This window comes from Pseudomonas sp. (assembly GCF_048265905.1).
In the GTDB taxonomy this organism is placed as follows: domain Bacteria; phylum Pseudomonadota; class Gammaproteobacteria; order Pseudomonadales; family Pseudomonadaceae; genus Aquipseudomonas.
This window is the reverse complement of record NZ_JBLXAP010000001.1, coordinates 61,929-74,963: the sequence shown is the minus strand read 5'-3', so window position 1 is coordinate 74,963 and position 13,035 is coordinate 61,929. Positions and strand designations below refer to the sequence as shown.

The following is a 13,035-nucleotide window of genomic DNA, read 5'->3' as shown; positions in this document are numbered from 1 at the left end:
AATCGTTATGGATAAAGCCAAAGACGGTGGCCCGGCAGCTATAGTGCCGCGCCACGTGGCCGTGATTATGGATGGTAACAACCGCTGGGCGAAAAAACGCCTGTTGCCGGGTGTTGCGGGCCATAAAGCCGGCGTTGATGCGGTGCGTGCGGTAATTGAGGTGTGCGCGGAAGCTGGGGTCGAGGTACTGACCCTGTTTGCGTTTTCCAGTGAGAACTGGCAGCGCCCGGCTGATGAAGTCGGCGCGCTGATGGAGTTGTTCATGAGTGCTTTGCGTCGTGAAACGCGCAAGCTCAATGAGAATGACATCAGCTTGCGGATTATTGGGGACCGTTCGCGCTTTCATCCCGAGCTGCAAACTGCAATGCGCGAGGCTGAGGCGCAAACAGCCGGTGAGAAGCGCTTTATCCTGCAGGTTGCTGCCAACTATGGTGGTCAGTGGGATATTGCCCAGGCGGCGCAGCGTCTTGCCCGTGAAGTGCAGGGTGGGCATCTGCAGCCCGGCGATATTACCCCGCAACTGTTGCAAAGCTGCCTGGCAACTGGTGACTTGCCGTTACCTGACCTGTGCATTCGTACCGGTGGTGAGCACCGCATCAGCAATTTCCTGCTGTGGCAACTAGCCTACAGTGAACTGTATTTCACCGACCTGTTCTGGCCTGACTTCAAGCACGACGCGATGCGTCATGCGCTTGCTGACTACGCCACCAGACAGCGGCGCTTTGGTAAGACTAGCGCGCAGGTAGAGTCTGAGGCGCACAATGCTTAAACAACGTGTAATCACTGCGCTGGTGTTGTTGCCTATCGCGCTGGCCGGCTTCTTTTTGCTTGATGGCGCTGCGTTTGCACTGTTTATTGGCGCAGTGGTCAGTCTCGGTGGCTGGGAGTGGGCGCGTCTAGCCGGTTTTGAGTCGCAGCCATTGCGCATTGCTTATGCTGCGCTGGTTGCTGTGTTGTGTTGGGTACTCTATCTCCTGCCGATTCTGGCTACGCCGGTGCTCTTGCTGGGAATTATCTGGTGGGGCGTCGCGACTTGGCTGGTTCTGGGGTACCCGCAGAGCAGCCAGTTCTGGGCGGGTGCGCCACGCAAGTTAATCATCGGTTTATTGATTTTGCTGCCGGCTTGGCAGGGGTTAGTGCTGTTCAAGCAGTGGCCGCTGGCTAACTGGTTGATCATCACCGTAATGGTGCTGGTGTGGGCTGCTGATATTGGCGCTTACTTTTCCGGCAAGACTTTTGGTAAGCGCAAGCTGGCGCCGCAAGTCAGTCCTGGTAAAAGCTGGGAGGGGGCGATCGGTGGTTTGTGTACTTGCCTGCTGATTACCTTGGTTGTCGGTGTGGTACGTGGCTGGAGCGCTGGCGAAATGATCTGGGCGCTGCTTGGTGCTGCAATAGTGGTGATGATCTCAGTGGTTGGTGATCTCACCGAGAGCATGTTCAAGCGTCAGGCTGGGGTTAAGGACAGCAGTAGCTTACTGCCGGGTCATGGCGGCGTGCTGGATCGTATCGATAGCCTTACCGCGGCCATTCCTGTGTTTGCGGTGCTGTTGCTATTGTTTGGTTGGGGCAGCCTGTGAGCCTTCAGCAAATCACTGTATTGGGGGCCACCGGCTCCATTGGGTTAAGCACCCTTGATGTAATTGCCCGACATCCGGACCGTTACCAGGTCTTTGCCTTGAGCGGTCATAGCCGTCTGGTTGAGCTTGAGGCTCTGTGTTTGCGGCACAAGCCTGTGTTCGCGGTTGTGGCGGATGCACCGAGCGCCGAGCAGTTGCAGGCAGCATTGGCTGCTGCAGGTTTAAAAACCCAGGTTTTGTTCGGCGAAGCCGCCTTGTGTGAAGTGGCTGCGCATCGTGACGTGGATACCGTCACTGCTGCGATTGTGGGGGCCGCAGGTCTGCGCCCGACACTTGCCGCAGTTGAAGCTGGCAAGAAGGTGTTGCTGGCCAATAAAGAAGCGCTGGTGATGTCTGGTGATCTGTTTATGCAGGCAGTGCGCAAAAGCGGCGCTGTGCTGTTGCCGATCGACAGTGAGCACAACGCAATTTTCCAGTGTCTGCCCGGTAACTATGCGCAGGGGCTGGCGCGGGTAGGGGTGCGGCGTATTTTGCTGACCGCATCGGGTGGCCCGTTCCGGCAGACACCGCTGGAGCAATTGGCTGCGGTTACGCCAGAGCAAGCATGCGCGCATCCAAATTGGTCGATGGGGCGAAAAATCTCTGTCGACTCAGCCAGTATGATGAACAAAGGCCTTGAGTTGATTGAGGCATGCTGGCTGTTTGATGCAAGGCCTGCGCAGATCGAAGTTGTGATTCATCCACAGAGCGTTATTCATTCGTTGGTTGACTATGTCGATGGCTCGGTATTGGCGCAATTGGGTAACCCAGATATGCGCACGCCGATAAGCCATGCGTTGGCATGGCCTGAACGAATTGACTCGGGTGTTGCGGCGCTGGATCTGTTTGCTGTGGCGCGTTTGGATTTTGAAGCGCCAGACGAGCAGCGCTTCCCATGCTTGCGCTTGGCGCGTGAGGCTGCAGAGCACGGCGGTACAGCGCCGGCGATGCTCAATGCCGCCAATGAAGTTGCGGTTGCAGCGTTTTTACGGCGTCAGATCAGTTTTCCGCAAATCGCGAGTATCATTGACCGGGTACTGAACAGCGAAGCATCGACTGCTGTCACATGCCTGGAAAATGTCTTTGCTGCGGATAACCGCGCACGGGCTCTGGCAGAGCAATGCGTTAATCAACGCGGAGAAGTGGGATGAGTGCGTTGTATATGATCGTTGGTACCTTGATTGCCTTAGGGGTGCTGGTGACTTTCCATGAATTTGGTCACTTCTGGGTGGCGCGACGCTGTGGTGTCAAGGTTCTACGTTTTTCGGTCGGCTTTGGCACCCCGTTATTGCGCTGGCATGACCGTCAGGGTACTGAGTTCGTGCTGGCTGCGATTCCGCTAGGCGGTTACGTCAAAATGCTCGATGAGCGCGAAGGTGACGTGCCTGCCGAGCAGGCCCATCTGTCGTTCAATCGAAAATCGGTTGGTCAGCGTATTGCTATCGTTTCTGCCGGACCGATTGCGAATTTTCTGTTGGCAATTGCGTTTTTCTGGTGTGTAGCGCTGCTGGGCAGCCAGCAAGTGCGCCCGGTTATTGGTGCGGTGGCTGAGTCGAGTTTGGCGGCGGATGCCGGTTTAGAGCCCGGTCAGGAAATTGTTGCGATAAATGGCGAGCCGACTAATGGTTGGTCAGCGGTCAATTTACAGCTCGTTCGTCGGCTGGGTGAGAGCGGAGTCCTTGATGTCACCGTCAAGAATCCAGGCTCTACGGCTGAGAGCGCAGAGCAGATCAAACTCGATAATTGGCTTCAGGGCGTTGATGAGCCTGATCCGATTGCGGCGCTGGGGATTCGCCCGTGGCGCCCGGAAATAAAGCCCGTACTGGCTGAAATCGACCCTGCAGGACCTGCAGGTGCTGCAGGTTTACAGGCGGGTGATGAGCTGGTTACGCTTGATGGCGAGCCGCTGAAAGATTGGCAGCAACTGGTTGATCAGGTGCGTGCCCTGCCTGGCCAGTCGGTAATATTGCAGATTATCCGTGCAGGCCAACCACAAGATGTGGCTGTAACGCTTGCGGCGCGAGGCGAGAAAGGCGCTCAGACCGGTTACCTCGGTGCAGGAGTCAAACCTGTCGACTGGCCACCGGAAATGCTTCGCGAAGTCAGCTATGGCCCTCTGGAGGCCGTTGCAGAGAGTATTAAGCGCACCTGGACCATGAGTGTGCTGACTCTCGACTCGCTAAAGAAAATGCTGTTTGGCGAGCTCTCGGTAAAAAACTTGAGCGGGCCGATAACCATTGCTAAAGTGGCGGGCGCTTCAGCTGAGTCGGGCATAGGGGATTTTTTAAATTTCCTCGCTTATCTCAGTATTAGCCTAGGGGTTCTTAATCTTTTGCCTATCCCTGTGCTAGACGGGGGACACCTGCTTTTTTACCTCGTCGAGTGGGTGCGTGGTCGACCGTTGTCTGAACGGGTACAAGGTTGGGGGATGCAGATTGGCATCAGTTTAGTAGTCGGGGTGATGTTGCTTGCCCTGGTTAATGATCTGGGTCGTCTGTAACTGCTTTTGAATTACAAATCTGTCGCCTTTAGCGGCAGGTTTTTATCGCCAGTTGGAATAAGAAAGGACTTCATGAAACGTCTGCTGCTACCTGTGGTTCTCGCCGCATTGATGATCGCCGAAGTTCACGCCGAGTCCTTCACCATCTCCGATATTCGAGTCAACGGCCTCCAACGTGTGTCCGCTGGCAGCGTATTCGGTGCCTTGCCGTTAAATGTCGGTGGTGAAGCCGATGATCGCTCTTTAGTTGAAGCGACGCGTGATCTGTTTAAAACCGGTTTCTTCCAGGATATCCAGCTTGGCCGTGACGGCAATGTGCTGGTTATTACCGTGGTTGAGCGCCCCTCGATTTCCAGTATCGAAATCGAAGGTAACAAGGCGATCACCACCGAAGACCTCCTCAAAGGACTTAATCAGTCGGGCCTTGAAGAAGGTGAGATTTTCCAGCGTGCAACTCTCGAAGGTGTGCGTAATGAACTGCAACGCCAATATGTTTCCCAAGGTCGTTACTCGGCTGAGATTGAAACTGAGGTGATTCCGCAGCCGCGCAACCGGGTTGCGTTGAAGGTCAATATCAACGAAGGCGAAGTTGCCTCTATTCAGCACATCAACGTCGTGGGTAACAGCGTCTTCCCTGATGAAGACTTGCAGAGCCTGTTTGAGTTGAAGACTACCAACTGGCTGTCGTTCTTTAAAAACGATGACAAGTATGCCCGTGAGAAACTCTCCGGTGACTTGGAACGCTTGCGTTCTTACTACCTTGATCGCGGCTATATCAACATGGATATCGCTTCGACACAGGTATCGATTACCCCTGACAAGAAACACGTCTATATCACCGTCAACATTGATGAGGGTGAGAAGTACAAGATTCGTGACGTGCGCCTGAGCGGTGATCTGAAAGTACCGGAAGAGGAAGTCCGCAAACTGTTATTGGTCAAAGAAGGCCAGGTTTTCTCACGTAAAGTGATGACCACAACTTCTGAATTGATCACCCGCCGCCTAGGTAACGAGGGTTACACCTTCGCTAACGTGAACGGTGTACCTGAGCCGCATGATGACGATCACACTGTCTCGGTAATGTTCGTTGTTGATCCGGGCAAGCGCGCGTACGTTAACCGCATCAACTTCCGTGGCAATACCAAAACCGAAGACGAAGTGCTACGCCGTGAAATGCGTCAGATGGAAGGTGGCTGGGCTTCAACCTACCTGATCGATCAGTCGAAAACCCGACTTGAGCGTCTTGGTTTCTTCAAAGAAGTTAACGTTGAGACTCCAGCGGTACCGGGTACAGATGACCAGATCGACGTTAACTACAGTGTGGAAGAGCAAGCCTCCGGTTCGATTACCGCCAGCGTCGGTTTCGCTCAGAACGCCGGTCTGATCCTCGGCGGCTCGATCACCCAGAACAACTTCCTCGGCTCGGGTAACAAGGTCAGCCTTGGCCTGACTCGCAGTGAATACCAGAGCCGCTATAACTTCGGCTTCGTTAACCCCTACTGGACACCAGACGGCGTCAGCCTGGGTTACAACCTGTTCTTCCGTGAAACTGACTATGACGAGCTCGACACTGACGTCGCAAGCTACTCGGTAGACAGCTACGGTGCGGGCATGAGCATCGGCTATCCAATCAGCGAAACCTCGCGTCTGACCTATGGCCTGACAGTTCAGCAGGATGATATCGACACCGGTATCTATACCGTTGATGAAATCTACGACTTCCTTGAAGAGGAAGGCGACAGCTACCTAAACTTCAAGGCCTCGATTGGTTGGTCTGAGTCGACGCTCAACCGTGGCGTACTGGCTAACCGGGGACACTCGCAAAGCTTGGTGCTCGAAACCACCATTCCAGGTAGCGACCTTTCGTTCTACAAGCTGGATTACCGTGGCCAGATTTTCACCCCGCTGACCGATAACTACACCATGCGTTTCCACACGCAATTGGGTTATGGCGATAGCTATGGTTCGACCTCTGAGCTACCGTTCTATGAGCACTATTATGCTGGTGGCTTTAACTCGGTTCGAGGCTTTGAAGACAGTAGTCTGGGCCCGCGCAGTACGCCGAGTGTTGTGCGTAACGACCAGGGTGAAATCGTTTACGGCGTACAGGATGCCAATGGTCGCTACACTGACCCGGATCAAGATCCGCTGCCATTCGGTGGTAACGTATTGGTTCAGGGTGGTGCTGAGTTGTTGTTCCCATTGCCGTTCGTGAAGGATCAGCGTTCGCTGCGTACTTCGCTGTTCTGGGATGTGGGTAATGTCTTCGACACCAACTGCTCCTCTGCACAGAAAGCAGAGAGTGACAGTTGTGAAATATCACTGGGCAATATGGCCAGCTCTGTCGGTGTTGGTTTGACCTGGATCACCGCGCTGGGCCCGCTGAGCTTCAGCTTGGCAATGCCAGTCAAGGAGCCGGATGATGCTGATACACAAGTGTTCCAGTTCTCCCTTGGCCAGACGTTTTAATCGGTTGATGACCGATCAACAAAAATGGATTTTTGCAGGAGTGTACCGTGCGTAAATTTACTCAAGTTGTACTGTTAAGCGTTGCTATGTTGTCGGTGGCGACACCGGCCATGGCTGAGATGAAAATTGCTGTACTGAACTATCAAATGGCTTTGCTCGAGTCTGATGCAGCCAAGCGTTACGCGGTTGATGCCGAGAAGAAATTCGGTCCGCAACTGAGCAAGCTGAAGAAGCTGGAAAGCGATGCCAAGACTATTCAGGATCGCTTGGTAAAAGGCGGTACGAAATTGCAGACCGCTGATCGCGAGCGTCTTGAGCTTGATTTCAAGCAGAAAGCCCGTGACTTCCAATTCCAGTCTAAAGAACTCAATGAGCAAAAGGCTGTTGCTGACCGCGATATGCTGAAAAAGCTCAAGCCCAACCTTGATAAAGCGGTTGAAGAAGTTATCAAGAAAGGCAGTTTCGACTTGGTTCTCGAGCGTGGTGCAGTTATTGATGTCAAGCCTCAGTATGACATCACTCGCCAAGTTATCGAGCGCATGAACCAGCTGCGTTAATTATGAATTCACCGGTTTATACGTTGGGCCAACTGGCCCAGCGTCTCGACGCTACGCTGCGCGGTCCTGCTGATAAAGTCATCACCGGTTTGGCGACTTTGCAGGATGCCAATGCGCAGCAGCTGAGCTTTCTAGCCAATCCGCAATACCGCAAGCACTTGGCAAGCTGCCAAGCCGCTGCGGTTTTGTTGACTGTGGCTGATGCGGAAAGCTACAGCGGTGATGCCTTGATAGTGGCGAACCCGTACTTGGCTTATGCCGAACTGTCCCATGCCTTCGATCGCAAGCCGGTTGCAGCAGCAGGGGTTCATCCGAGTGCGTTGGTTGCTGCGGATGCTCAGGTAGATGCGACCGCTAGCATTGGCCCATTTGCGGTGATTGAGAGCGGTGCCTGTATTGCTGCTGGCGTGACTGTTGGTGCGCATTGTGTTGTTGGTGCGCGCTCGGTAATCGGCGAAGGTGGCTGGTTGGCACCGCGCGTAACGATTTATCACGATGTGCGTATCGGCAAAGCTGTGGTGATTCAGTCGGGTGCTGTTCTGGGTGGCGAAGGCTTTGGTTTCGCCAACGAGAAGGGCGTCTGGCAGAAAATTGCCCAGATTGGCGGCGTGATAATCGGTGATAATGTTGAGATCGGTGCTAATACCACTATCGACCGTGGCGCTTTGGCGGACACGCTGATAGGCAATGGTGTCAAGCTGGACAACCAGATCATGATCGCGCACAACGTTCAGGTCGGTGATAACACCGCCATGGCTGGCTGCGTCGGTATTTCTGGTAGCACCAAAATTGGCAAGAACTGCATGATTGCAGGCGGTGTGGGCATGGTTGGCCACATCGAAGTGTGTGATGGGGTATTTGTGACGGGTATGACCATGGTCACTCGTTCAATTACTGAGCCAGGCTCTTATTCGTCTGGTACAGCGATGCAACCCGCAGGTGAGTGGCGTAAAAGTGCAGCACGCATTCGTCAACTTGACGACATGGCGCGCCGCCTGCAACAGCTGGAAAAACAGCTGGCTGCGGTGACTTCTAGCGGGAACGCCTCATCTGATGCTTGAGCACGGCTGAAGTCGTGCTCTTCTCTTTTTACTACAGGCTTCTCTGGAAATGATGGACATCAACGAAATTCGCGAGTATTTGCCGCATCGCTACCCGTTTCTGCTGGTAGACCGCGTCGACAATCTAGACGTAGAAGGCAAGACTATTCGTGCCTATAAGAATGTCAGCATCAATGAGCCATTCTTCAATGGTCATTTTCCTGAGCATCCTATTATGCCCGGCGTACTGATCATCGAAGCGATGGCTCAGGCGGCTGGCATTCTTGGTTTCAAGATGATGGATCTGAAACCGAGCGACGGTACGCTGTACTACTTTGTAGGCTCGGATAAACTACGCTTTCGTCAGCCGGTTGTTCCGGGTGACCGTCTGATCTTGGAAGCTAAGTTTCTCAGCACCAAGCGCAGTATTTGGAAGTTTGAATGTAAAGCCAGTGTCGACGGCAAGGAAGTTTGTTCGGCTGAAGTGATCTGTGCGGAACGCAAATTATGAGTTTGATTGACCCTCGTGCCATTATCGATCCCGCTGCCAAGCTGGCTGACGACGTTACTGTCGGCCCGTGGGCGATTATCGGGCCCGATGTAGAGATTGGTGAGGGTACAGTGCTTGGGCCTAATGTGATTATCAAAGGGCCTACTCAAATTGGTAAGCACAATCGTGTCTATCAATTCGCGTCGTTGGGCGAAGATACGCCTGACCGCAAGTACAAGGGTGAGCCAACCCGCCTGGTCATTGGTGATCACAACATCATCCGCGAAGGTGTGACCATGCACCGCGGAACGATTCAGGATCGTGATGAAACCACAATTGGCGACCACAACCTGATCATGGCTTATGCCCACATTGGTCATGACAGTGTTGTCGGTAATCACTGCATCTTGGTCAACAACGTTGCATTGGCCGGGCATGTACACATTGGTGACTGGGCAATTCTGTCTGGCTACACACTGGTTCATCAGTTCTGCCACATCGGCGCGCATAGTTTTGCCGGTATGGGCACTGCGATTGGCAAGGATGTACCGGCTTATGTCACGGTTTCTGGCAACCCTGCCGAAGCTCGCAGCATGAACTTTGAAGGCCTGCGCCGTCGTGGCTTCTCGGCTGAGTCGATTCATGCGTTGCGCCGCGCCTACAAAACCGTTTACCGCCAAGGGCTGACCATTGAGGAAGCCTTGAAAGAGTTGGCGGAGCCTTCCATCGAATTTCCTGAGGTTGCGGTATTCCGTGACTCAATTCAGGCATCCCAGCGCGGCATTACTCGCTAAACATGGCTCGCATACGTGTAGCTCTGGTAGCGGGTGAGGCTTCCGGTGACATCCTTGGTGCCGGTTTAATCCAAGCCTTGAAGCAGCGTCATGCTGATGTCGAGGTCATCGGTATTGGCGGTCCTCTGATGGAAGCGGAAGGTTTGCAGTCAATCTTTCCGATGGAACGACTGTCGGTGATGGGCTTGGTCGAAGTGCTTGGGCGCCTGCCCGAGTTGCTCAAGCGTCGTCGTCATTTACTGCGCGACCTGATTGCGGCCAAACCAGACGTCTTTATTGGTATTGATGCGCCTGACTTTAATCTCGACTTGGAATTGAAGCTGCGCCGTGCCGGTATCAAAACCGTGCACTACGTCAGCCCGTCTGTGTGGGCGTGGCGGCAAAAACGTGTGCTGAAAATTCGCGAAGCTTGCGACTTGATGCTCACGTTGTTCCCGTTTGAGGCAAAATTCTACGACGAGTATCAAGTGCCGGTGCGCTTTGTCGGGCACCCGTTGGCCGACGCGATTCCATTACAGGCTGATCGCAAAGCTGCCCGTGAAACGCTCGACTTGCCACTTGATGGTCCTGTGGTTGCGTTAATGCCAGGCAGCCGCGGTGGTGAAGTTTCACGGTTGGGCAGTGTGTTTTTTGACGCCGCTGAGCGATTACGCAACTTGCGCCCAGGCATCCAATTCGTCGTGCCTTGCGCAAACCCGCAGCGCCGCGAACAAATTGAGCAAATGCTTGCCGGTCGCGACCTGCCGCTGAAGTTGCTCAATGGTCAATCGCACCTGGCTCTGGCGGCCTGTGATGCGGTATTGATTGCTTCGGGCACGGCGACGCTTGAGGCGTTGTTATACAAGCGTCCAATGATTGTTGCTTATCGCGTTGCACCGCTGACATTTAAAATCCTCAGTCGCATGGTCAAAAGCCCTTATATTTCGCTGCCTAATTTGCTGGCGGAGCGCTTGTTGGTTCCTGAATTGATTCAGGACGCTGCAACCCCGGAAGCATTGGCCCAGTTGCTTGCGCCGTTGGTAGACGATGGTCATGAGCAGACTCTGGGCTTTGATCAGATTCACCGGACATTACGTTGTGATGCTTCGGTTCAGGCTGCGGATGCGGTACTTGAATTGATTGAGCGCAGCTGATGCAACTAGGTCTGGACTTTGTCACCGTTGAAGAGTTGGTGGCCGGGGTCGATGAAGTTGGCCGCGGTCCGTTGTGCGGCGCCGTGGTGACTGCGGCGGTGATTCTTGACCCGGCGCGGCCGATTCTGGGCTTGAATGATTCGAAGAAGCTCACCGCAGTGCGTCGGGAAAAGCTCTTTGATGAGATTCGCGAGAAGGCTTTGTCATGGTGTATCGCTCGCGCAGAGGTCGAGGAAATCGATCAGCTGAATATCCTCCATGCAACCATGTTGGCGATGCAGCGCGCAGTCGAGGGCTTGAGTGTCACTCCAAAGCTGGCGCTTATCGACGGTAATCGTTGCCCGCAATTGCAGGTGCCAAGCGCTGCTGTGGTTAAGGGTGACAGCCAAGTTCCAGCCATCGCAGCTGCTTCAATTCTGGCTAAAGTCAGCCGTGACCGTGAGATGCAGGCGCTGGATCTGCAATATCCGGGCTATGGTATTGCTGGCCATAAAGGCTACCCAACAGCGGTGCATCTCGAAGCACTTCGGCGGTTGGGGCCGACACCGGTTCATCGCCGTTCCTTTGCGCCTGTTCGCGCGCTCTTACCTGAATGACCCATTTTTCGGCTGAAGTGTCGCCTCACTGACCGCATTGGTCGCACCTTCACATGCAGCCATTGGCCGCAATGTTAGAAAGTCCCCACCCTTTCGGAGGGGCTACACTGGCTTAGTGCCGCTTGGCTCTGCTTTCAGTTGAAACTCAATGTGCAGCTGTATATGCATGCGCAGTCTTGCTCGTCGTTATCGGTAGCGTCAGAGTTTAATTTTCCCGGGCCAGAATAAGGTCCAATGGATAGCCGCGCTGAGCGGTTGGGAGTGATCAATGCAAGATATCGCCACTCAGGTCGTCGATGTTCTCAACGACTTAATCTGGGGCAAAATCCTTATCTGGCTGTTGGTCGGTAGTGGTTTGTATTTTACGGTCAGGTTGGGCGCTATTCAGTTCCGCCAATTTGGCCATATCTTCTCCGTGCTCAAGGGCAGCCGGCAGAGCGATGACTCAGGTATTTCATCTTTTCAGGCGCTCTGCACTTCACTGGCAGCCCGCGTAGGAACCGGTAATATTGCCGGTGTCGCCGTAGCAATTACCTTGGGTGGGCCCGGCGCGATTTTCTGGATGTGGCTGATTGCCTTGATTGGTATGGCTACGGGCTTCGTCGAAGCAACTCTGGCGCAGCTATTCAAGGTCCGTGACGAGGCCGGCCAGTTTCGCGGTGGGCCAGCGTATTACATGGAGCGTGGCCTGAATGCGCGTTGGATGGGGATTTTGTTTTCGATATTCCTGATCATCGCTTTTGGTTTTGTTTTTAACTCAGTACAGGCCAACACCATCAGCAATGCGTTGACCGGTGCTTTTGCCCTTGATTGGGGGACTTTCAGCCTAGGTCAAAGCGTGATCCCGGTTGCGTCTGCCGTTATCGGTGCGGGGTTGGTGGTCATGGCCTCAATGATCATCTTTGGCGGACTGCGTTCGATTGCACGCTTCTCTGAGCTGGCTGTACCGGTTATGGCAGCGGCTTATTTGTTGATTGCGTTGCTGATTATCATCATCAATATCAGCGAAATTCCAGCGGTGTTGATGCTGATCTTCAAGAGCGCTTTTGGTTTGCATGAGGCGGCTGCTGGTGGTATCGGCGCGGCGATCATGAATGGCTTCAAGCGCGGTTTGTTCTCAAACGAAGCCGGTATGGGTTCTGCGCCCAATGCGGCGGCCTCTGCCACACCTTATCCGCCGCATCCGGTGTCGCAAGGTTATGTACAAATGGCGGGTGTATTTATCGACACCATTGTGATTTGTACTGCATCGGCAGCAATCATTCTGTTGGCGCAAGTGCCAACCGATGGCGCGACGGGTATCACTTTGGTTCAGGATGCTTTGAGCAGCGAGTTGGGCGGCTGGGCCAAGTATTTTTTGACTGTGGTTATTTTGTTCTTCGCCTTCACTTCTATCGTTGCAAACTACTTCTACGCGGAAAACTGCCTGGTATTCCTTGAGCACAACCATAAAGCAGGTTTGTTAGTCTTCCGGCTCGTCGTGTTGGGAATGGTGATGTTTGGCGCATTGGCATCATTGCCGTTTGTCTGGAATCTGGCCGATGTGTCGATGGGTTTGATGGCGATTACCAACTTGGTAGCGATCCTGTTGCTGTCTAACCTGGTGTTTAAGCTAGCCAAGGATTACAACGCTCAACGCAAAGCCGGACAGCTGCCGACGTTCGATGCGGCGCAGTATCCAGAGGTGCAAGAAAAGCTTGAAGCGGGCGTCTGGGATGATCGTAAACAGGCTTGATTGTTGAGTTTTTAACAGCCGTAGCAGATTAAGCTGTTCCGGCTGGTGAACTCAGGCTTATGTTTTACCCAAGGTTCGGTACAATCCGAACCTTGTCGTTTTTGT

Annotated in this window: 12 protein-coding genes; all 12 read left to right on the top strand. The window is 53.8% G+C overall.

Features of this window, described 5'->3' with window-relative positions; all coding sequences use genetic code 11:
• Positions 1-7 precede the first annotated feature (7 nt).
• The 12 genes from uppS (at position 8) to ACN0UH_RS00320 (ending at position 12,930) form a co-directional block, all read left to right on the top strand.
• Entirely contained in the window at positions 8-769 is a 762-nt protein-coding gene (gene uppS, locus ACN0UH_RS00375) for a polyprenyl diphosphate synthase (protein WP_417660191.1), read from the top strand.
• Entirely contained in the window at positions 762-1,577 is an 816-nt protein-coding gene (locus ACN0UH_RS00370) for a phosphatidate cytidylyltransferase (protein WP_417660190.1), read from the top strand. The genes uppS and ACN0UH_RS00370 overlap by 8 nt, the downstream gene beginning before the upstream one ends.
• Complete coding sequence (ispC, locus tag ACN0UH_RS00365) at positions 1,574-2,767, top strand: 1-deoxy-D-xylulose-5-phosphate reductoisomerase (RefSeq protein ID WP_417660189.1); 1,194 nt, start codon at positions 1,574-1,576, stop codon at positions 2,765-2,767. Before ACN0UH_RS00370 ends, ispC begins: the two co-directional genes overlap by 4 nt.
• Entirely contained in the window at positions 2,764-4,116 is a 1,353-nt protein-coding gene (gene rseP, locus ACN0UH_RS00360) for a sigma E protease regulator RseP (RefSeq protein WP_417660188.1), read from the top strand. Before ispC ends, rseP begins: the two co-directional genes overlap by 4 nt.
• A 72-nt stretch (positions 4,117-4,188) precedes the next feature.
• Positions 4,189-6,585 (top strand): outer membrane protein assembly factor BamA, encoded by a 2,397-nt coding sequence (gene bamA, locus ACN0UH_RS00355; RefSeq protein WP_417660187.1) that lies wholly within the window; start codon positions 4,189-4,191, stop codon positions 6,583-6,585.
• A gap of 47 nt (positions 6,586-6,632) precedes the next feature.
• Positions 6,633-7,142 (top strand): OmpH family outer membrane protein, encoded by a 510-nt coding sequence (locus tag ACN0UH_RS00350; RefSeq protein WP_417660186.1) that lies wholly within the window; start codon positions 6,633-6,635, stop codon positions 7,140-7,142.
• Positions 7,143-7,144: 2 nt separating this feature from the next.
• Positions 7,145-8,203, top strand: coding sequence for a UDP-3-O-(3-hydroxymyristoyl)glucosamine N-acyltransferase (lpxD, locus tag ACN0UH_RS00345; RefSeq protein WP_417660185.1), 1,059 nt, complete (start codon positions 7,145-7,147; stop codon positions 8,201-8,203).
• 49 nt (positions 8,204-8,252) lie between these two features.
• Positions 8,253-8,693, top strand: coding sequence for a 3-hydroxyacyl-ACP dehydratase FabZ (fabZ, locus tag ACN0UH_RS00340; RefSeq protein WP_087517748.1), 441 nt, complete (start codon positions 8,253-8,255; stop codon positions 8,691-8,693).
• On the top strand, positions 8,690-9,466 hold the full coding sequence (gene lpxA / locus ACN0UH_RS00335; protein WP_417660184.1) for an acyl-ACP--UDP-N-acetylglucosamine O-acyltransferase: 777 nt from the start codon (positions 8,690-8,692) through the stop codon (positions 9,464-9,466). The genes fabZ and lpxA overlap by 4 nt, the downstream gene beginning before the upstream one ends.
• Positions 9,467-9,468: 2 nt before the next feature.
• Entirely contained in the window at positions 9,469-10,599 is a 1,131-nt protein-coding gene (gene lpxB / locus ACN0UH_RS00330) for a lipid-A-disaccharide synthase (protein WP_417660183.1), read from the top strand.
• Complete coding sequence (rnhB, locus tag ACN0UH_RS00325) at positions 10,599-11,195, top strand: ribonuclease HII (protein ID WP_417660182.1); 597 nt, start codon at positions 10,599-10,601, stop codon at positions 11,193-11,195. The genes lpxB and rnhB overlap by 1 nt, the downstream gene beginning before the upstream one ends.
• A gap of 268 nt (positions 11,196-11,463) precedes the next feature.
• Positions 11,464-12,930, top strand: coding sequence for an alanine/glycine:cation symporter family protein (locus ACN0UH_RS00320; RefSeq protein ID WP_417660181.1), 1,467 nt, complete (start codon positions 11,464-11,466; stop codon positions 12,928-12,930).
• Positions 12,931-13,035: the final 105 nt, after the last annotated feature.

What these genes read in the sequence shown, in the direction of transcription:
- uppS (WP_417660191.1), top strand. Translation starts at nt 8, where the DNA reads ATGGATAAAGCCAAAGACGGTGGCCCGGCAGCTATAGTGCCGCGCCAC.
- ACN0UH_RS00370 (WP_417660190.1), top strand. Translation starts at nt 762, where the DNA reads ATGCTTAAACAACGTGTAATCACTGCGCTGGTGTTGTTGCCTATCGCG.
- rseP (WP_417660188.1), top strand. Translation starts at nt 2,764, where the DNA reads ATGAGTGCGTTGTATATGATCGTTGGTACCTTGATTGCCTTAGGGGTG.
- bamA (WP_417660187.1), top strand. Translation starts at nt 4,189, where the DNA reads ATGAAACGTCTGCTGCTACCTGTGGTTCTCGCCGCATTGATGATCGCC.
- lpxD (WP_417660185.1), top strand. Translation starts at nt 7,145, where the DNA reads ATGAATTCACCGGTTTATACGTTGGGCCAACTGGCCCAGCGTCTCGAC.
- fabZ (WP_087517748.1), top strand. Translation starts at nt 8,253, where the DNA reads ATGATGGACATCAACGAAATTCGCGAGTATTTGCCGCATCGCTACCCG.
- lpxA (WP_417660184.1), top strand. Translation starts at nt 8,690, where the DNA reads ATGAGTTTGATTGACCCTCGTGCCATTATCGATCCCGCTGCCAAGCTG.
- lpxB (WP_417660183.1), top strand. Translation starts at nt 9,469, where the DNA reads ATGGCTCGCATACGTGTAGCTCTGGTAGCGGGTGAGGCTTCCGGTGAC.
- rnhB (WP_417660182.1), top strand. Translation starts at nt 10,599, where the DNA reads ATGCAACTAGGTCTGGACTTTGTCACCGTTGAAGAGTTGGTGGCCGGG.
- ACN0UH_RS00320 (WP_417660181.1), top strand. Translation starts at nt 11,464, where the DNA reads ATGCAAGATATCGCCACTCAGGTCGTCGATGTTCTCAACGACTTAATC.